General features: G+C 64.1%; 20 protein-coding genes. 12 read left to right on the top strand and 8 right to left on the bottom strand.

Annotated elements, in window-relative coordinates; genetic code table 11:
- Positions 1–158 precede the first annotated feature (158 nt).
- Positions 159–1,388 (bottom strand): ROK family transcriptional regulator, encoded by a 1,230-nt coding sequence (locus tag CO664_RS11050; protein ID WP_176536558.1) that lies wholly within the window; start codon positions 1,386–1,388, stop codon positions 159–161.
- A 193-nt stretch (positions 1,389–1,581) separates the two neighbouring features.
- Here CO664_RS11050 and CO664_RS11045 point away from each other — a divergent pair, with 193 nt between their 5' ends.
- The 6 genes from CO664_RS11045 to ugpC all read left to right on the top strand — a co-directional run bounded on the left by CO664_RS11045 (position 1,582) and on the right by ugpC (position 7,685).
- Positions 1,582–2,820, top strand: a complete 1,239-nt coding sequence (locus tag CO664_RS11045) for an extracellular solute-binding protein (protein WP_097538759.1) — start codon at positions 1,582–1,584, stop codon at positions 2,818–2,820.
- 95 nt (positions 2,821–2,915) lie between these two features.
- Positions 2,916–3,797, top strand: coding sequence for a sugar ABC transporter permease (locus CO664_RS11040; RefSeq protein WP_097538758.1), 882 nt, complete (start codon positions 2,916–2,918; stop codon positions 3,795–3,797).
- Positions 3,797–4,642 (top strand): carbohydrate ABC transporter permease, encoded by an 846-nt coding sequence (locus tag CO664_RS11035; RefSeq protein WP_097538757.1) that lies wholly within the window; start codon positions 3,797–3,799, stop codon positions 4,640–4,642. Before CO664_RS11040 ends, CO664_RS11035 begins: the two co-directional genes overlap by 1 nt.
- A complete protein-coding gene (locus CO664_RS11030; protein WP_176536557.1) occupies positions 4,639–5,664 on the top strand; it encodes an aminotransferase in 1,026 nt (341 codons plus the stop codon). The genes CO664_RS11035 and CO664_RS11030 overlap by 4 nt, the downstream gene beginning before the upstream one ends.
- A 3-nt stretch (positions 5,665–5,667) precedes the next feature.
- Positions 5,668–6,603 carry a PfkB family carbohydrate kinase gene (locus CO664_RS11025; RefSeq protein ID WP_097538756.1) on the top strand — a complete coding sequence of 312 codons (936 nt, stop codon included), beginning with the start codon at positions 5,668–5,670 and terminating at the stop codon, positions 6,601–6,603.
- Positions 6,600–7,685: a sn-glycerol-3-phosphate ABC transporter ATP-binding protein UgpC gene (gene ugpC, locus CO664_RS11020; protein WP_095678083.1), complete on the top strand. Its 1,086-nt coding sequence runs from the start codon at positions 6,600–6,602 to the stop codon at positions 7,683–7,685. The genes CO664_RS11025 and ugpC overlap by 4 nt, the downstream gene beginning before the upstream one ends.
- Before the next feature lie 35 nt (positions 7,686–7,720).
- Here the strand turns inward: ugpC and CO664_RS11015 are convergent, their stop codons facing one another.
- The 6 genes from CO664_RS11015 to CO664_RS10990 all read right to left on the bottom strand — a co-directional run bounded on the left by CO664_RS11015 (position 7,721) and on the right by CO664_RS10990 (position 12,012).
- On the bottom strand, positions 7,721–8,533 hold the full coding sequence (locus CO664_RS11015; protein WP_037416725.1) for an IclR family transcriptional regulator: 813 nt from the start codon (positions 8,531–8,533) through the stop codon (positions 7,721–7,723).
- Positions 8,534–8,582: 49 nt separating this feature from the next.
- A complete protein-coding gene (locus CO664_RS11010) occupies positions 8,583–8,966 on the bottom strand; it encodes a RidA family protein (protein ID WP_037416702.1) in 384 nt (127 codons plus the stop codon).
- A 32-nt stretch (positions 8,967–8,998) separates the two neighbouring features.
- Positions 8,999–9,766 (bottom strand): amino acid ABC transporter ATP-binding protein, encoded by a 768-nt coding sequence (locus CO664_RS11005; protein WP_037416700.1) that lies wholly within the window; start codon positions 9,764–9,766, stop codon positions 8,999–9,001.
- A 7-nt stretch (positions 9,767–9,773) separates the two neighbouring features.
- Positions 9,774–10,433: an amino acid ABC transporter permease gene (locus CO664_RS11000; RefSeq protein ID WP_037416697.1), complete on the bottom strand. Its 660-nt coding sequence runs from the start codon at positions 10,431–10,433 to the stop codon at positions 9,774–9,776.
- 5 nt (positions 10,434–10,438) lie between these two features.
- The gene (locus CO664_RS10995) at positions 10,439–11,101 is read right to left on the bottom strand and encodes an amino acid ABC transporter permease (RefSeq protein ID WP_037416693.1); all 663 of its coding nucleotides are present in this window, start codon (positions 11,099–11,101) and stop codon (positions 10,439–10,441) included.
- Between the two features lie 68 nt (positions 11,102–11,169).
- Positions 11,170–12,012 (bottom strand): transporter substrate-binding domain-containing protein, encoded by an 843-nt coding sequence (locus CO664_RS10990; RefSeq protein WP_097524722.1) that lies wholly within the window; start codon positions 12,010–12,012, stop codon positions 11,170–11,172.
- Between the two features lie 159 nt (positions 12,013–12,171).
- On the opposite strand from CO664_RS10990, the gene CO664_RS10985 reads away from it, so the two are divergent.
- The 6 genes from CO664_RS10985 to CO664_RS10960 all read left to right on the top strand — a co-directional run bounded on the left by CO664_RS10985 (position 12,172) and on the right by CO664_RS10960 (position 18,928).
- Positions 12,172–13,230 carry a D-TA family PLP-dependent enzyme gene (locus CO664_RS10985; protein WP_037416691.1) on the top strand — a complete coding sequence of 353 codons (1,059 nt, stop codon included), beginning with the start codon at positions 12,172–12,174 and terminating at the stop codon, positions 13,228–13,230.
- 304 nt (positions 13,231–13,534) lie between these two features.
- On the top strand, positions 13,535–14,560 hold the full coding sequence (locus CO664_RS10980; protein ID WP_097539171.1) for a sulfate ABC transporter substrate-binding protein: 1,026 nt from the start codon (positions 13,535–13,537) through the stop codon (positions 14,558–14,560).
- Positions 14,561–14,566: 6 nt separating this feature from the next.
- A complete protein-coding gene (cysT, locus tag CO664_RS10975; RefSeq protein ID WP_097538755.1) occupies positions 14,567–15,424 on the top strand; it encodes a sulfate ABC transporter permease subunit CysT in 858 nt (285 codons plus the stop codon).
- A complete protein-coding gene (cysW, locus tag CO664_RS10970) occupies positions 15,414–16,298 on the top strand; it encodes a sulfate ABC transporter permease subunit CysW (protein WP_097538754.1) in 885 nt (294 codons plus the stop codon). The genes cysT and cysW overlap by 11 nt, the downstream gene beginning before the upstream one ends.
- 15 nt (positions 16,299–16,313) lie before the next feature.
- Positions 16,314–17,423 carry a sulfate/molybdate ABC transporter ATP-binding protein gene (locus tag CO664_RS10965; RefSeq protein ID WP_037416682.1) on the top strand — a complete coding sequence of 370 codons (1,110 nt, stop codon included), beginning with the start codon at positions 16,314–16,316 and terminating at the stop codon, positions 17,421–17,423.
- Positions 17,424–17,566: 143 nt separating this feature from the next.
- Positions 17,567–18,928, top strand: a complete 1,362-nt coding sequence (locus tag CO664_RS10960; protein WP_097538753.1) for an FAD-binding oxidoreductase — start codon at positions 17,567–17,569, stop codon at positions 18,926–18,928.
- Here the strand turns inward: CO664_RS10960 and CO664_RS10955 are convergent.
- Positions 18,925–19,488, bottom strand: a complete 564-nt coding sequence (locus CO664_RS10955) for an RES domain-containing protein (protein WP_037416676.1) — start codon at positions 19,486–19,488, stop codon at positions 18,925–18,927. The two genes, CO664_RS10960 and CO664_RS10955, sit on opposite strands and share 4 nt — an antisense overlap.

Raw genomic sequence — 19,488 nt, 5'->3', positions numbered from 1 at the left:
CTAAGCATTTATCGAATGCGTCACCCAGAAAACATTCGGGTGTTTATCGGCAATCGTATGGCGGCAGAAATCGCTGCACCGAAAGGCGGCATTTAACCGCCATATTGCTAATATTTCAAGTAACAAAGGTTACTTTGCGTGGAGATGCACGCAAATGGTCACGGAGACCGGGGCGCGCGAGTCTTCAAGATGGCGGAGAAACTCGGGTCGAAGGTCCGGCTGATCGGCTCGGCCGCTGCGCCGATTGCGACCGCCCAGGGGTCGGTAAGCCCAAGCTGCAGGCGCGGCGCGCTGCGCGCACGCCGCTCGGCGATCGACGGCAGCAGAGGGTGGATGGAATCGATGAGCCGGCGCGCGAGGCCGGGCGGCATGCCGCCGCAGAGCACGATCGTCTGGGGATCGAATGTCGTCTCGAGGATCTGGACGGCGCCTCTCAACTCATAAGCCGCGTCGGCGATCCAATCGGCAACTCTGCCCTCCGAGACAGCGGCCATATCGTCGAGATGCCGGTAAAGGGCGGGGTCGGCCGGGTCGAGAGCGAGGATCTTGCAGAGCGAGGCGATCGACGCGCGGTGCTCAAGCGGCGCCCGCTGATCTTCCGTCCCTCCCCGCGGTCGGCTGAGGATCATGCCGATCTCGCCGGCATTGCCATTGGCGCCGCGATAAAGCTCTCCGTCCAGAATCAGGCCGGCGCCGAGACCGTAGCCGAGATAGATGCAGATCGCCTGTTCGAAGCCATGGGCGGCGCCGACCATCTTCTCCGCCGTCGCCGCCGCGGCCGCATCGTTCTGCAGCCGGACGTCGAGTCCGGTCCCGTTCGCCAGGGTTTCAGAAAGTGGAAAGCGTTGCCAGCGGGCCATCATCCAGGGATCGTCCGGATCGGCATCGATGCCGAAAGGACCCGGCATGGCGACGCCGAGCCCGACAAGGCGATCCCGCGACTGCGGCGCCACCCTGGCCAGTTCCCGTTGTGTGCTGTCGATAAGCGAGAGGATGGTCTCCGTCCCCCGCTCCGGCCCGCCAGCGGGCAAGTTCGCCTCGCCCCGGGCAAGCACCGTGCCGACGAGGTCGACCGCAATGGTGCGCGTCACATGCCGGTCGATTTGCAGGCCGATGGCGAAAGCACCCTCCGGCACCAGCCGATAGGGGGTCGAAGGCTGCCCGCGGCCTCTACGCACTGCGGCAAGCGAGGCGACCAGCCCGTCGCGCTCTAGTTCCTCGACGATGTTCGACACGGCCTGCTTCGTGAGCGCCGTCGCCCGCGCCAGATCGGCGCGCGACAATTGTCCATTGAGGCGCAGCGCGTCGATCATCACACGGCGATTATGGGCACTCGCGCCCTCCTGATTGGTGCCGCTCTTGGCCCGGATCGGGCGCATCTCGTTCATCCCGTAAATCCCGCTTGACTCATCTAGAATATTGAACAAGAAATAAGTCAAGACAATTGACTTAATAGAGGTCACAAGAACCTCGGGGAACGACGACAGGGCCGCGAACGCTTCGATCGATTTGTCGACGGCCGTCGCGGCGAGCGACGGATTCTCGCATGCAGACTGGAACGATCAGCTATTGGAGGCAGCAATGTTGAAATCCATACGCAATGCCTTACTGGGAGCGACACTCATTGGAACCGCCTTCGCAAGCCAGGCCTATGCGGAAACGACGCTGAATGCCCTATTCATGGCGCAGGCCGCCTATAGCGAGGCCGATGTGCGCGCCATGACCGAGGCCTTCACCAAGGCCAACCCGGAGGTGAAGGTCAATCTCGAATTCGTCCCCTATGAGGGACTGCACGACAAGACGGTATTGGCTCAGGGCTCCGGCGGCGGCTATGACGTCGTCCTCTTCGACGTGATCTGGCCGGCCGAATATGCGAGCAACAAGGTGCTCGTCGATGTCACCGACCGCATCACCGACGAGATGAACAAGGGCATCCTGCCGGGCGCCTGGACGACGGTCGAATATGACGGCAAGCGCTACGGCATGCCGTGGATCCTTGACACCAAGTACCTGTTCTACAACAAGGAAATCCTCGAAAAGGCGGGCATCAAGGAGCCGCCGAAGACCTGGGACGAGCTTGCCGAGCAGGCAAAGACGATCAAGGACAAGGGGCTCCTCCAGACGCCGATCGCCTGGAGCTGGTCGCAGGCGGAAGCCGCGATCTGCGACTACACGACGCTGGTCAGCGCCTATGGCGGCAAGTTCCTCGACGGCGGCAAGCCCGCCTTCACGACGGGCGGCGGCCTCGAGGCGCTGAACTACATGGTGACGAGCTACACCTCCGGCCTCACCAATCCGAACTCCAAGGAATTCCTCGAGGAGGATGTGCGCAAGGTGTTCCAGAACGGCGAGGCCGCTTTCGCGCTCAACTGGACCTACATGTACAATCTCGCCAACGATCCCAAGGAGAGCAGGGTGGCCGGCAAGGTCGGCGTCGTGCCGGCTCCAGGCGTTGCCGGCAAGAGCGAGGTTTCCGCCGTCAACGGCTCCATGGGGCTCGGCATCACCGCAACCAGCAAGCATCCGGAAGAGGCGTGGAAATATATCGTCCACATGACCTCGCAGGAAACGCAGAACGCCTATGCGAAGCTCAGCCTGCCAATCTGGGCGTCGTCCTATGAAGACCCGAATGTGACGAAGGGCCAGGAAGAGCTGATCGCCGCGGCGAAACGCGGGCTTGCCGCCATGTATCCGCGGCCGACCACGCCGAAATACCAGGAACTCTCGACCGCATTGCAGCAGGCGATCCAAGAGGCGCTGCTCGGCCAGGCTTCGCCGGAGGATGCGCTGAAGACCGCCGCTGAAAACAGCGGGCTCTAACGGCAATACGACAATGGGGTCCCGGGCTTGCCGCCCGGGACCCATTTTGTCAGCGCAACAACCTCAATATCGAACGATCGGCAAGGGTTTCATTCATGTCCGGCACCTGGATTTCGACACGCGCATGGCTGCTGATGCTGCCGCTGCTCGCGGTCATGGTCTCGGTGATCGGCTGGCCGCTCGTCGATACGGTGCGGCTTTCCTTCACCAATGCCAAGCTCGTCGGCACCGAGGGAAGCTTTGTCGGCATCGACAACTATGCCAGAATGCTGGGGGGCTCGAACTTCCAAAGAGCGCTCGTCACGACGACCTGGTTCGCCGTCGTCTCGGTCGCCGCAGAAATGGTGCTCGGTGTCCTCGCCGCCCTTCTCCTCAACCAGCAATTCCGTGGCCGAACGGCGCTCAGAGCCCTGATGATCCTGCCCTGGGCGTTGCCGACGGTGGTCAATGCGACGCTGTGGCGGCTGATCTACAATCCGGAATATGGCGCGCTCAACGCCGCACTTACCCAACTCGGCCTGATCGACAACTACCGCTCCTGGCTCGGCGAGCCGGGCTCGGCGCTGACCGCGCTGATCATCGCCGACTGCTGGAAGAACTTTCCGCTGGTCACGCTCATCGCACTGGCCGCGCTGCAGGCCGTTCCCCGCGACATCACCGCCGCCGCTCTTGTCGACGGCGCCGGACCCTTCAACCGCTTCCGTTTCGTCATCATGCCCTATCTGGCCGGGCCGCTGCTGGTGGCGCTGGTGCTCCGCACCATCGAGGCCTTCAAGGTGTTCGACATCATCTGGGTGATGACGCGCGGCGGACCGGCGAACAGCACGCGCACGCTGTCGATCCTCGTCTATCAGGAGGCCTTCTCCTTCCAACGGGCTGGTTCCGGGGCGTCGCTGGCGCTGATCGTCACCCTGCTCGTCACCATTCTCGCCGCCGCCTATGCGGCGCTGCTCCGCAGGGCCGCAGGAGCCTCGTGATGGAGCGCCGGAACCCGCTCTTCAACGCCTTCGTCTATGCGAGCGCGCTGCTCCTTGCCGCGGTCGTCCTTGCCCCGGTCGTGTGGCTTTTCGTCATGAGCATTTCGCCGGCCGCCGACCTCTCTGCCAAGCCGCTCGCCTGGTGGCCGAGCGACATCGACCTCTCCCGCTACCGCACTCTGCTCTCTGCCGTCGAAAACAGCGCCGGTGCCGCCTTCGTCGCCTCGCTCGTCAACAGCCTGCAGGTCGCCGGCATGGCAACGCTTGCCGCGATCGTCGTCGCCGTCCCGGCTGCCTGGGCGGTGTCGCGGACGCCCGCCGTCTCTTGGTCGCTCTATGCCGTGATCGCCACCTATATGCTGCCGCCGGTAGCACTTGCCGTGCCGCTCTATATGGGCCTTGCCTATTTCGGGCTGCTCAATTCGGTCTTCGGGCTCGCGCTCGTCTACCTCACCATTCTGGCGCCCTTTACCACCTGGCTTCTCAAATCCGGCTTCGATGCGATACCGCGGGAGATCGAGAGCGCAGCGATGATCGACGGCGCGCGGCTCGACCAGATCCTCAGATTGCTGACGCTACCGCTCGCCGCCCCCGTCATGGCAACCTCGGCGCTCTTCGCCTTCCTGCTCGCCTGGGACGAGTTCTTCTACGCGCTGCTCTTCACCTCCGACCTGCGCGCCAAGACCCTGACGGTCGCCATCGCCGACCTCGCCGGCGGCCGTGTTTCCGACTACGGGCTGATCGCGACCGCCGGGGTGCTTGCCGCCCTGCCCCCGGTGCTAATTGGCCTCGTCATGCAACGGGCCCTGATATCCGGGCTCACCAGCGGCGGCGTAAAGGGATGATCATGCGAAGCTCGAAACAACGCCCGATCGGGCTCGTCGCGATCGATCGCGAGATGGGCCGCCAGCACGCCGATGCCCTTGCCTCCTACGGTGAGGCGGCCGCCCTTGCTGAAGGGGTGGCGGCATCGCTGAAGTCGACCGGCCGGCTTCTGCTTCTCGGCATGGGCGGTTCGCATGCGGTCGGCCGCGCCGTCGAGCCACTCTACCGCGCCCTCGGCGTCGATGCCGTCGCCCTGCCGCTCTCCGAGCAGCTCGGCCAGCCGCTGCCGATCGTAGGCAAGACGATCCTCATCACCTCGCAATCCGGCGAAAGCGCCGAGGTGCTGCGCTGGTTCAAGGAGACGAATGGCGGTACGCCCGAAGCATTTGGCCTGACGCTCGAGGCAAATTCCTTCCTCGCAAAAGCAGTGCCGTCACTGATCGGCGCCGGCGGCAGCGAAAAGGCGTTTGCGGCAACCCGCAGCCTGACGATCAGCTTCGCGCTGCATCTCGCAATCCTCTCTGCCCTTGGTGGCGACCCGGCAGCAGCGCGGGCCGCCCTCGAAGCACCCGAAACGCCCGAGACCGAAGGCGCACTGCAAGCGCTCGCCGACGTTAGCGCCTTGGTAACCTCCGGCCGTCTCCTTCAGGGCCTCGCCGAGGCGATTGCCCTCGGTCTCACCGAACTGTCGCGGCTTCCCTGTTTCTCGCTCGAAGGCGGACAGTTGCGGCATGGACCGATGGAAATGCTCGGACCTTCGATCGGCCTCGTTCTCTTCCGCGCCGCCGACCCTACCGCCGGTCTCGTCGCCGCCATGGCAGCCTCGGCGGCCGAAGCCGGCTCGCCCGTCGTCGTCTTCGATGCCTCGGGCGAGCCGCCGCTCGCAGGCGTGACGACAATTCCCTTCAAGCCGGCGGCGGGCATGGCGGCGATCTTCGCCATACTGCCGGTCGCGCAAGCCTTCATGATCGCCTTTGCCGACGCCCGCGTCGAACATGCCGGTACGCCGGTGCGATCCACCAAGATCACCCGGAGCGAGTAGAAAATGCGTCCACTCGCCGTCATCGGCAATGTCAATGTCGATCTTATCCTCGGGCCTGCCGCGCCCTGGCCCAAGGCAGGCACGGAGATCATCGTCGATCACGACGAGCTGCGCGTCGGCGGCTGTGCCGGCAACAGCGCGCTTGCCTGGGAGTCACTCGGCGTCGACTACGCGATCGCCGCCAATGTCGGCAACGACCAGTTCGGCGCCTGGCTGAAGGAGGCCTTCGGCGCGCGCTCGCGCCACTGGCCGGTGGAAACCGTTGGCTCGACGCTTTCGGTCGGCATCACCCATCCGGACGGCGAGCGCACCTTCTTTACTACGCGCGGCCACCTGCCGCTCTTCAGCTTCGACGAGATGCGTGCAATGCTCGACGGAAACGCGCTTCGGGGCGGGATCGCCCTGCTCGCCGGGTCCTTTCTGACAGACGCCCTGAGGCTTGCCTATGACGCGTTCTTCGATTGGGCGGATGCGCATGAGATCGCTGTGGCGCTCGACACCGGCTGGCCGCTGGAGGGCTGGACGGAGGCCAATCGATCGAAAACCCTCAATTGGCTGAAGCGCTGCCATTGCGCGCTCTTCAATGAAGTCGAAACGACGACGCTGACCGGTTGCACCGACCCGGCGGAGGCGGCGCGCAGCCTGAAATCCCGAATGCCTGCCGATGCGATCGTCGTCGTCAAGCGCGGCCCGCACGGCGCGCTCGCCATTGACCACGACGGCAAGGAATTTTCCGTCGGCGCGCCGCGCGTTGCCGTCGTCGACACGATCGGCGCCGGCGACGTCTTCAACGCCGGCTTCCTGGCGGCGCTCGCCGCCGAAATGCCGCTGGAGGCCTGCTTGAGGACCGGCGTCACCGTCGCCTCGGAGGCGATCTCCACCCTGCCGCGCAGCTACGGCAAGCCTCTTTCGGCCCTCCTCGAGGATGTCCGCCAATGAGCGCACTCGAAATCCGCAACATCCAAAAGCGCTACGGCGATGTCGAAACGCTGAAGGGCATCGACATCGCGCTCGAAAGCGGCGAGTTCCTGGTGCTGCTCGGCTCCTCCGGCTGCGGCAAGTCGACGCTGCTCAACATCATTGCCGGGCTCGCCGATCCGAGCGGCGGCGACATCCTGATCGGCGAGCGTTCGATCCTCGGCGCCCATCCCAAGGATCGCGACATCGCCATGGTGTTCCAGTCCTACGCGCTCTATCCGAACATGAGCGTCGCCCGCAACATCGGCTTCGGCCTCGAAATGCGCAAGGTGCCCTCGGCCGAGCGGGAAAAGGCGGTGCGCGAAGCCGCCAAGCTGCTACAGATCGAGAACCTGCTGGACCGCAGGCCGAGCCAGCTTTCCGGCGGCCAGCGCCAGCGGGTCGCGATCGGCCGGGCGCTGGTGCGCAACCCGCAGGTCTTCCTCTTCGACGAGCCGCTGTCGAACCTCGATGCCAAGCTGCGCATGGAGATGCGCACCGAGCTCAAGCGCCTGCACCAGATGCTGAAGACGACTGTCGTCTACGTCACGCACGACCAGATCGAAGCGATGACGCTCGCCACCCGCATCGCCGTCATGCGCGACGGCCGCATCGAACAGCTCGGCACGCCGGCGGAGATCTACGACCGGCCGGCGACCCTTTACGTCGCCGGCTTCGTCGGCTCGCCGCCGATGAACATCCTCGATGCGGAAATCGTCGGAGACCAGCTGAGAATCGCTGGCTCCGACCAGGTGCTGCCGCTGCCGCAAGATTTCAGGAGAACCGCGGTATCGGGCGGGCGCGTCGAGGTCGGCATTCGGCCCGAAGCGCTCCGGCTCGCGGATCCCAGCGCAAGCGGCGTCCGCTTGGTTGCCGATATCGAGGTGATGGAATTGACCGGACCGGAGCTGGTGACCACGGCAAGGGTCGGCGGACAACGGATCACCGCCTGCCTGCCACCACGAACGCCGCTCGCCGCGGGATCGACGCGGGCCTTCTCGTTCGAGGAAGCGGCACTGCATCTCTTCGATCCGGCAAGCGGCCGCTCCGTTCGGACGGCATGAAGCCTTCTTGTCTGTCGCTCACGCCTCTCCGGGTTTTAGCGGCCGGCGACGCTCCGCGCCGTTGCCGCACCGGCCTGCCGATAGCCGAGCTTTTCCGATAGTTCGCCCGCCGCATCGACCAGCACCCGCAGATAGGCGTCGCGATTGCGCAGCCCATCTTCCTTCGGCGATACGAGGCAGAGAGTGGCGATGCAGACTTCCTCCGCGTCGTAGATCGGCACGGCGAAGCAATGGGTGAAGCTATCGACGATGCTGTTGAAGGTGAAATAGCCGTCTTTCTTGGCCTGCCGGACCTGCGAGATGAACTCGGCCGGATCCAGGTGCTTGCCGTTCGGCAGTACGAAGTCGCTTTCCGGGATGAAGGCCATTATCTCCTCGTCGCTCATATGGTCGACGAGGAGGCGGCCGGAAGCGGTCCACGGAATGGCGACCGGCTCGCCGATATTCGTGGAGATGCGGAACGGCCGGCTGCCCTCGTTCATCAGCACCACGGCATATTTATTGCCCTCGAGCTGGCACATCTGCGCGGTCTCGCGCGTCTCCTCGGCGACCCTCGAAAGCAGATGCTCGCATTCGCGCATCAGGTCGAACTGCTCGGCGTAAGCCGCTCCGAGGAAATAGAGCTTGCGGCCCAAAAAGACGCGGCCATCATCGCCCCGGTACTCGATGACGCCCTGGCGCAGCAGCAGATTGACGAGCTCATAGACCGACGAGCGCGGTGCGCCAATTCCCTGGGCGATCTCGTTGGGGCGCAGCGGCTGGCGCTGCAGGCGCAGATAATCGAGGATCTCGAAGGCCCGATCGAGACCCCGTGCCCTACGATTGATCGTGTCTTCCACCTCCGCCATCGCGTCCTCGATCGTGTTGGAAGGGCGCGCGAAGCACGCCCGGTTCACTTCATTTAGCCTTGTAGGCGACGCAGTCAACTTCCACCTTGCAGTCGACCATCATACGCGACTGCACGCAGGCGCGGGCCGGCGGGTTGCTGCCGAAATACTCCGCATAGACGCCGTTGAACGTCCAGAAGTCGCGCGGATCGTCGAGCCAGACGCCGATCCTGACCACGTCTTCGACGCCATAGCCCGCCTCATCGAGGATGGCGATCATGTTCTCGATCGCCTTGCGGCTTTCGGCGACGATGCCGCCGCCGATGATCTCGCCCTTCTCCATGGCGACCTGCCCCGAAACATAGAGCCAGCCATTCGCCTCGACCGCGCGAGCAAAGGGCAAGGGCTGCTTGCCGGCACCGGTTTCCCCCGTTCCAAAACGCTTGATCGTCACACTACACTCCACTTCTTCCTTGAAATTCACTGTTAGTTGAACTTTGAGGTCTTCAAAAATTCCGCCAGCCGCTCGGTCTGCGGCTTCAGGAACATTTCGCGAGGATTGCCTTCCTCGCCGATGCGTCCCTGGTTCATGAAGATCACCCGCGACGACACCTCATAGGCGAACCGCATCTCGTGGGTGACGATCAGCATGCTCATGCCGTCCTCCGCGAGCGCCTTGATCACCTGCAGCACCTCGTTGACGAGCTCGGGGTCGAGCGCCGAGGTCACCTCGTCGAAGAGCATCAGCTTCGGGTTCATGGCGATGGCGCGGGCGATCGCCACGCGCTGCTGCTGGCCACCGGAAAGCTGGCCCGGATAATGGTCTTTGCGCGAGAGCAGGCCGACGCGGTCGAGCCATTTCTCCGCCAGCGCCCGCGCCTCGTCGCGGCCCATCTTCTTCACCTTGACGAGGCCGAGCATGACGTTGGCGGCGGCGGTCATGTGCGGAAACAGGTTGAACTGCTGGAAGGCCATGCCGGTCAGGGCCCGCTGGCGGGCGATCTCGCGCTCCGGCTTGCGGCGGCGCACGCCGCCCGCCGTCTCGTAGCCGATCTCCTGGCCGTCGATCGCGATCGTGCCGCCCTGGAATTCCTCGAGCATGTTGATGCAGCGGAGCATGGTCGTCTTGCCGGAGCCGCTGGAGCCGATGATGCTGATCACCTCGCCCTGGGGCATGGAGCAATCGACGCCCTTCAGCACCTCGACCGTGCCGTAGCGCTTATGGAGATCGCGGATTTCAAGAAGGTTGGTCATCGGAGCCTCACGATGGGACGGCGGTCTTGCGCTCGACGTAGCGTCCGAAGCGCTCGATGCCGTAATTCATGACGAAATAGAGGAAGCCCGCGAAGAAATAGAATTCGAGGCTCATGAAGGTGCGGGAAATCACTTCCTGAGTGCGCAACAGCAGTTCGCCGACACCGATGATCGACAGTAGCGTCGAAGCCTTGACCATTTCCGCCGCCGTATTGACCCAGGCCGGCAGCGCCTGGCGAAGCGCCTGCGGTCCGAGCACATAGGCGAAGGTTTGCGGGAAGGTCAGCCCGATCGCCTTGGCGGCCTCGGTCTGACCCTTGGGGATGGACTGCAGCGCGCCGCGCACCAGTTCGCCGACATGCGAGCTGCAGAAGACCGCAAGCGCCAGCACGCCCGCCTGGAACGGCCCGAGATCGATGCCGACGGTGCTGAGCACATAATAGCTCGCCAGAACCAGCACGAGCACCGGCGTGCCGCGGATGAAGTCGGTATAGCCGCGCACCAGCCATTTGATCGGCCTGTAGCCATAGGTGAGCGCCAGGCCGACGAAAATGCCGAGGACGGTGCCGACGACGATCGCCAGCAGCGAGATCGAAATCGACACGCCGAGACCTTTGAGGAGGGGAACGCGGGCGACCCAGAGCTGATCGATGAAACCCAAATCCATGGGCGTCACCTCGGGACGGCGAGACGGCGCTCGACGGCGCGCATCAGCGCGGCCAAGAGCGAGCAGGTTGCGACGTAGAGGCAGCTCGCGACGATCCAGGTCTCGATGACGCGGAAGGTCTCGACATTGATCTTGCGCGCCTCGAAGGTCAGCTCCGGCACGGCGATGGCGGCTGCGAGCGACGTATCCTTGAACAGCGAGATCAACGTGCTGCCGAGTGACGGCAGGACGTTGCGCAGCATCAGCGGGATGATGATCGAGATGCGTATCTGCATCTCCGTAAGGCCGATCGCAAGCCCCGCCTCGCGCTGTCCCGGCGGCACGGCGATGAGGCCGCCGCGGAACACTTCGGCAAGGTAGGCGCCCGAATAGATGGCGAGCGTCAGCACGAAGCTCTGGATCTTGCCGAGCCGCACGCCGAGCTCCGGAAGGGCGAAATAGCTGAACAGCACGAGCACCAGGATCGGCGTGTTGCGGATGATCGTCACGTACAGACCGGCAGGTTTGCGCAGGAGCATGCTTTTGGAAACGAGCCCGAAGGCGGTGATCAGTCCGATCACGCAGCCGGCGAGGATAGCCACGACGGCAAGGCCAAGGCTAAGCGCCAGCCCCTGCAGCAGCAGGTCGAAGGAGCGCCAGACAGCCGCGAAATTCAATGTATAGGTCATGGGCGCACTCGCCTCTCAGCACGCTTCGGGGCGGCACCGCCGAATGGCGGCGCCGCCGTGACGAGGGCTTACTTGTACTCGACCGGGAAACCGATCTGCGGCGGGGTGAGGTCCTTGCCGAACCAGGTCTTGAACGACTTGGCGTAGAAGTCGAATTCGACACCGGTCATCGCTTCGTGCAGCGCCGTGTTGACGAAGTTCAGCCAGTCCTGGTCGCCGCGCTTGACGCCGCAGGCATAGGTCTGCGGGTTCCAGCCATAGCCGGCATCCTTATAGCGGCCCGGGTTCTGGGTCATGTACCAGGCTAGCGACGACTGGTCGGTGGCCGCCGCATCGGCGCGGCCGGATTCCAGCGCCTGATAGATCAGGTCCACCGATTCATACTGGTCGACCGTCGCGTCCGGCAGGGCGGCATGGACCATGTCCTCCGCGTAGACGTTCTGCAGCACCGAGACGGTGACAGATGATCCCGCATCCTTCAGTGCCTTGTAGTCGGCATACTTGCCGTCGCCCTTCAGCATCAGGCCGACGCCCTCGCGATAATAGGGAATGGTGAAGGCGATCTGCTGGGCGCGTTCGCCGGTGACCGTCATGAACTGGCAGGTGAGATCGACCTTGCCGGTGGTAATGTTGGGAATGCGCGCATCCGACGACTGGTTGACATATTCGATCTTGTCGGGATCCCCGAACAGGGCCTTGGCGATGATGCGCCCCATGTCAACGTCGAAGCCCTGCAGCTTGTCCTCGGCGCTCTTGAAGTGCCACGGCGCGTTCGTGCTGCCGGTGCCGAGTATCAGATGGCCGCGCGCCAGAACCTCATCAAGCTTGCTGGACGGCTGCTGCGCTTGCGCCGGCATGGCAGCGAGCGCGGCGACTGCGAGGCTCGCAGCGATGGCGAATGTCTTGAGCATCGGAGATCTCCCCTTTTCGTTCCCGGTGAATTCGTTGTCCGTTATTTTGGACATACGTCCTCAATACCGGATTGACCTATCAAATGCCTCGGGTCATAACTTGTCAAGCGGCTTCGGCGAGATTCGCCGTCCGTGCCATCTCGTGGAGGAACCGAGCCAATGCAGCTGCCGATCGAAACGCCCGCCGTGCTCGTCGATCTCGACATTGCCCGCCGTAACATTTACGCCTTCCAGGCCTATGCCGATCGGCACGGCATTCGCGTGCGTCCGCACATCAAGACGCACAAGCTGCCGCAGATGGCGGAGCTGCAGCTCGAGGCAGGGGCGATCGGCATAACCTGCCAGAAGGTCTCCGAAGCCGAGGCGATGGTCGATGGCAGCCCCCGGATCAAGGATGTGCTGATCACCTACAACATCCTCGGCGAGGCAAAGCTCGCAAGGCTGGTCCGGTTGAACGAGCGGGTAGCCCTCAGCGTGGTTGCCGACAATCCGGCGGTGGTCGACGGCATGTCCGCCGTTTTCGCCGACGCTACGAAGCCGCTCACGGTGCTCGTCGAATGCAACACCGGCGCCGACCGCTGCGGCGTCGCCTCGCCCGAGGCGGCGGCAGAGCTTGCGCGACGCGTTGCCGAGGCGCCCGGATTGCGGTTCGGCGGTTTGATGACCTATCCGCCGGCCGGCGGTGAGGCGCGGGTGCAAGCCTTCATGAGCGAAGCAAAGCGGCTGATCGAAGCGGAGGGGCTGGAGGTCCCCACCATCACGTCCGGCGGCACGCCGAGCATGATGCAGGCGGCCGAGGCACCGATCGCGACCGAGTATCGCCCGGGCACCTATATTTACAACGACCGCTCCCTCGTCGCCCGCGGAGTCGCCACATGGCAGGATTGTGCCCTCACGGTGCTTGCGACGGTCGTCTCCGTTCCGGCCGAAAACCGGGCGATCATCGACGCCGGCAGCAAGGTGCTGACCTCCGACCTGCTCGGCCTCGCCGGCTATGGCCATGTGCTCGGGCACGACGACATCCGCATCGACCAGCTATCCGAGGAGCACGGCAGGCTGGTCTGCGACGGTCCGATCCGCCTTAAGGTCGGCGAGCAGGTTCGCGTCGTTCCGAACCACGCCTGCGTGGTGACCAACATGGTCGATGCGGTCCACATTCTCGAGGCCGGTCAGCCGAAAGCCGAGTGGAGCGTTGTGGCGCGCGGTCGCGTTCTCTGACGGGGGGCCTGCGCTTCTGCCTCCTTGAAACGCTCCACGGCCCCTCGTCTGCCGTACCCCGGGACCATCGCCGTGCCAGCGGTCGACCGGCGGCGATCGCCGCGTGCCACACGTAAAGTTACTTTGGCCCAGCGCAAAAATGGGCCATGCTCCTGCGCGCCGAGCGAAGCGGTTCGGCACGGAATTCCCGGAAACGCCTAAATTAGGATACGACATTTCCCAAATCCGCCTGCCGGCGTCACATGTTTGCGTTGATGTAGTCTATTAAATTGATAGTTTTATCTGGCAAAGGATGGAGGTCGACATGCGTTCGAATAGACTTGCCGGAATGATGAAACTAGCACTTGTGGTCGGAAGCTTGCAGCTCGGCTCGATCGGTGTTGCCGCCGCCGATACGACAATCCTGAACGTCTCCTATGACCCGACGCGGGAACTCTACAAGGACTTCAACGCCGCCTTCGCGGAAAAATGGAAGGCCGATACGGGCGAGACCGTCACGATCCAGACTTCGCATGGCGGCTCGGGCAAGCAGGCTCGATCGGTGATCGATGGCCTGGAAGCGGATGTGGTGACGCTGGCGCTCGAAGCCGACATCGACGCGATTGCACAGGCGACCGGCAAGATCCCGGCCGATTGGAAAAAACGCCTCGAAAACAACAGCGCTCCCTATACGTCGACGATCGTCTTCCTGGTCCGCAAGGGCAATCCGAAGGGCGTCAAGGATTGGGGCGACCTGACCAAGGAGGGCATCCAGGTCATCACGCCGAACCCGAAGACCTCGGGCGGCGCCCGCTGGAACTTCCTCGCCGCCTGGGCTTGGGCGCGCGCCGCCAACAACGGCGACGATGGCAAGGCGCAGGAATATGTGACGCAGCTCTTCAAGCACGTTCCGGTGCTGGATACCGGCGCGCGCGGCGCAACCACCACCTTCGTCCAGCGCGGCCTCGGCGACGTGCTGCTCGCCTGGGAAAACGAAGCCTATCTTTCGCTCGAGGAACTCGGCCCCGACAATTTCGAGATCGTCACGCCGTCAACCTCGATCAAGGCCGAGCCGCCGGTGGCGCTCGTCGACGGCAATGTCGACGCGAAGGGCACCCGCAAGGTGGCGGAAGCCTACCTCAACTATCTCTACAGCGATGCCGGCCAGAAGCTCGCCGCCAAGCACTATTACCGGCCGTTCAAGCCGGAGCTTGCCGACCCGAAGGACACCGCCCGCTTCGCCGACGTGAAACTCGTCACTATTGACGAATTCGGCGGTTGGAAGGAAGCTCAGCCGAAATTCTTCGCCGATGGCGGGATCTTCGATCAGATCTACAAGCCGGGACAATAACAGCATATGGCCTTTCGCAGCAGCACGCGATGGCGGTTTCGGCAGCCGAGCGTCATTCCGGGTTTCGGATTGGCGCTCGGCGTCACACTGGCCTGGCTCACCCTTATCGTCCTCATTCCCCTCTCCGGCCTGATCTGGCGCTCGACGGGCCTCGGCTGGTCCAATTTCATAGCGCTCGTCCTCGACGAGCGCACCGTCAACGCCTTGACGATCAGCTTCGGCACCGCCTTCATCGCCGCGGTCGTCAACCTGTTCTTCGGCGTCATTCTCGCCTGGGTGCTGGTGCGCTATCGCTTCCCGGGAAAGCGGGTGATCGACGCCATGGTCGACCTGCCTTTCGCGCTCCCGACCGCCGTTGCCGGCATCGCCCTGACGGCGCTCTATGCGCCGAACGGCTGGATCGGCTCGCTGCTCGAACCGCTCGGCATCAAGATCGCCTTCACGCCAGCCGGCATAGTCGTGGCGCTCGTCTTCGTCGGCCTGCCTTTCGTGGTGCGCACGGTTCAGCCGGTCATGGAGGAAATCGACAAGGAGGTCGAAGAGGCGGCCGCGACGCTCGGCGCCAGCCGGTTTCAGACGATCAGCCGGGTCCTGCTGCCGGGACTGCTACCGGCCGGGCTGACCGGCTTTGCGCTTGCCTTTGCACGCGGCGTCGGCGAATACGGCTCGGTGATCTTCATCGCCGGCAACCTACCCTATGTTTCGGAGATCGCACCGCTGCTGATCATCATCCGTCTGGAGGAGTTCAACTATCCGGCTGCGACCGCAATCGCCACGGTGATGCTGTTCCTCTCGTTCATCATGCTGCTCGTCATCAACTCTATCCAGGCCTGGAGCAGACGGAGATACAGCAATGGCGCTTGATACCAGCACGGCCCCGACGGCGTCATCCAAACTCGTGAAAGCGGCAACATCGGAAACGCGGGTCGCGCGCCTGACGCTGATCGCAGTCGCGCTCGGTTTCGTTGCCCTTTTCCTCCTCCTGCCGCTCGCGACCGTCTTCATCGAGGCGTTTCGCAAGGGGCCGGCCGAGTTCGCGACGGCGCTTCGCGATCCCGAGACCTTTTCGGCGATCCGCCTGACGCTGATCGTCGCAGCAATCTCCGTTCCCCTGAACCTGGTCTTCGGGGTAGCGGCCGCATGGGCCATCGCCAAATTCGAGTTCAAGGGCAAGGCGTTTCTGACGACCCTGATAGACCTGCCCTTCTCCGTGTCGCCGGTGATCTCGGGCCTCGTCTTCGTCCTGCTCTTCGGCGCCAACAGCGCCCTCGGCCCCTTCCTGCAGAAGCACGGTATTCAGATTCTCTTCGCCGTGCCCGGCCTTGTGCTTGCCACCGTTTTCGTGACCTTTCCCTTCGTCGCCCGCGAACTCATCCCGCTGATGCAGGAGCAGGGAACGAGCGACGAAGAGGCGGCGCTGTCGCTTGGGGCGACCGGCTGGCAGACCTTCTGGCATGTGACCCTGCCGAACATCAAATGGGGCTTGCTCTATGGCGTGCTGCTCTGCAATGCCCGGGCGATGGGCGAGTTCGGCGCCGTGTCCGTGGTTTCTGGTCACATTCGCGGCCAAACGAACACCATGCCCTTGCAGGTCGAGATCCTCTATAATGAGTACAATTTCGTGGCTGCATTCGCGGTGGCGGCAGTCCTTGCGCTCCTGGCGCTGGTGACGCTCGTCCTGAAGACGGCGCTTGAAATCCGCTACAGCGACGAAATCGCTGCCAGCCGCAGGCATTGAAAGGTCCATACATCCATGGAAGTCCGCGTCCAGAACATACGCAAGGAATTCGGCCGCTTTCCGGCGCTCGACGACGTGTCGCTCGACATCCGCTCCGGTGAACTGATCGCGTTACTCGGCCCCTCCGGCTCGGGCAAGACGACGCTGCTGAGGCTCATCGCCGGGCTTGAGAGTCCGACCGACGGGACGATCTTCTTCGGCGCCGAGGATGCCTCGAAGAAGACGGTGCAGCAGCGAAACATCGGCTTCGTCTTCCAGCATTATGCGCTTTTCCGGCACATGACCGTGCTTGATAACGTCTCCTTCGGGCTGAAGGTCCGGCCGGCGAGCCGCCGGCCGCCGGCCGCCGATATCCGCCGCCGGGCTCTCGACCTGCTCGAACTGGTGCAGCTGTCCGGCCTGGAAAAGCGCTATCCTGCCCAGCTCTCCGGCGGCCAGCGCCAGCGGGTGGCGCTGGCACGCGCCATGGCGGTGGAACCGAACGTCTTACTGCTCGACGAGCCCTTCGGCGCGCTCGACGCGCAGGTGCGTAAGGAACTGCGCAAGTGGCTGCGGGAAATCCACGACCGCACCGGCCACACGACGGTTTTCGTGACACATGACCAGGAGGAGGCCCTCGAACTCGCCGACCGAGTCGTGGTGATGAGCAAGGGTGCGATCGAGCAGGTCGGCACACCCGACGAGATCTACGACCACCCGATCTCGCCCTTCGTCTATGGCTTCATCGGCCAGTCGAACTGCATCGACGTGACGCTTTCGAGCGGCGAGATCTGGTTCGAGGACCGCCCGATCGGCCTGCGCGCCACAAGCGAGCCGGACGGGGCGGCAACGCTCTACTTCCGTCCGCACGACATCGAACTCATCGATGGCTGCGGCGGCTGTCTCGCGGGCCTAGTGACGACGAGCCGCCGCGTCGCCGGCACACGGCACCTCGAGATCGATCTCGGCAAGACCCACCCTCCGGTCGAGATCGAATTGCCGCCGGAGCGCGCCTCATCGACCGACCACACCCGTGTCGCCTTCCGGCCGACCAAGTGGACGCTCTTCCGCAAGGAAGGGGATGTCGCAGCCGTCTCGAGAGAGGTGGAAGCACCGGTGAGCGAGCTGGCACGCACCGGCACCTGAAGCGGCATCACAGTGCCGCGTCGTGACGCGGCACTGGCTGGCGCCGACTTCCGGTTTACTCTATCGGAGGGATAGCATCGGGCGAGATCGATCGATCCGATTCCGTTCCTCGGATTGCTGCCCGCCGCGCGTGGAGCCACCGCATGACCGTCATCGAAGAGCTTGTTCAATCCCTCGGCGAGGCCGTATTGACCGGCGACCGCATCGGCGACCGTTATCGCAGCGATGCCAGCCTGACGGGACGCAGCCTGCCGAAGGCGGTCGTTCGCCCGGCAGGTGCAGCCGAGGTCGCCATCGCCCTGAAAATCTGCAACGAACACCACCAGAACGTCGTGCCGCAGGGCGGCATGACCGGTCTGGCTGGCGGCGCCAACCCAAAGACCGAAGACATCGTCATCTCCCTTGAGCGGATGTCCGGCATCGGGGAGATCGACAGCGCCGCTGCCACGATGACGGTGCTTGCAGGAACGCCGCTCGACGTGGCGCAGCGCGCCGCCGAGCAGGCCGGGTTCCTGCTGCCGATCGACCTCGGGGCCCGCGGCTCCTGCCAGATCGGCGGCAATCTCGCCACCAATGCCGGCGGCATCCGGGTCATCCGCTACGGCGTGACCCGCGACAATGTGCTGGGTCTGGAAGCCGTGCTCGCAGACGGTACCGTGCTCTCCTCGCTGAACAAGATGGTGAAGAACAATACCGGCTATGATCTCCGGCAGCTCTTCATCGGCTCGGAGGGCACGCTCGGCATCATCACCCGCGCCGTTCTCCGGCTCCGCCCCTTGCCGACGGGTCGCCTGACGGCGCTCTGCGCCCTCGCCAGCTATGCCGATGTCGCCGCCTTGCTCAAGCGGGCGCAGCAGCAACTCCCCGGCCTGTCGGCTTTCGAGACGATGTGGGAAAGCTATTTTCGCTTCACTTGCGAGGCCGAAGGCTTGCGGCTTTTCGAGACATCGCCCGCCTTCGCCGTGATCATCGAACAGGATACGCAGGGCCGCGACGGCAAGCGCGACGCATTCGAGGTCTTTCTTGGACAGGTGCTCGAAGACGGGTTGATCGGCGATGCGCTGATCGCGCAGTCGGAAAAAGAAGCGCAGACCTTCTGGCGCGTTCGCGAAGGGCATGCGCTCGACCGGCTGCCGTCGCTCGCCAATTTCGACGTCAGCCTGCCGATCGGGGCGATCGGCCGTTTCGCCGAGGCGTGCGGCGCCGCACTCCACGAGGCGTTTCCCTCAGCCCATGTGTCCTTCTTCGGCCATGTCGCCGACAGCAACCTGCACATCGCCTTCTCGGCCCCGGATGCGCCCGAGACGCTGCATGCGGTCGACGAGATCGTCTACACCCTCGTCGGCCGCTACCACGGCTCGATCTCCGCGGAACACGGCATCGGTACCCTGAAACGCGATTTTCTCGACCGATCCCGCAGTCCGGCAGAGATCGAGGTCATGCGGCGCATCAAGACCGCGCTCGATCCGAACGGCATCCTCAATCCGGGTAAGGTGCTCATCTAAAGCCAGGAGGCTGGCGATTTCGGGAGCCGGCCCTCTGGATCGATGACGTCGAGCTGCGGTCCGCTCCGGCCGTTCCAGCGCCAGAGGGCGACACATGTGCCGCCGGGCGACATGTAGGACGGATAGATCACGCCGTCATAGCCGCGCTTCAGAAGGTCGGCCCGGGTCTTGTGCGTATGCGGCATTGAGCCCCTGTCGAGTGCGTCGCGCCATTCGCAGCGGTGGATCGCCTCTTCCAGCCGGAGTTCGGCAAGCACATCGCCACTCGTCAGGTCCGCCAGCTTCGCGTCGCGAAGCTCGAGTTGGACGATCAGCGCCGGATGCTGCACGAAACCCTGGTTATATTCGGCCCAAGCGGTGGAAAGCTCCCGCGCCGCGTAGATCGTCGGCGTGCCGACGGGATTCCATCGGCCACCGAACCGGGCGGCACCCTCTCCGGAAAGCGGCATATGCGCCCAGCGGGGCACGAAGGCACGCCAGAGCGTCATCGGCTCCGCCGGCGACATTTGTTCCTGATCGGAGCGGGACGCGGGCGGAGATCCGCTCACACTTCTCCTCAT

It is taken from the genome of Sinorhizobium sp. NG07B (assembly GCF_002532005.1).
GTDB classification, from domain to species: Bacteria; Pseudomonadota; Alphaproteobacteria; order Rhizobiales; family Rhizobiaceae; genus Sinorhizobium; species Sinorhizobium fredii_C.
The sequence above is the reverse complement of the archived record's forward strand: the minus strand, read 5'-3'. Positions and strand labels throughout refer to the sequence as shown.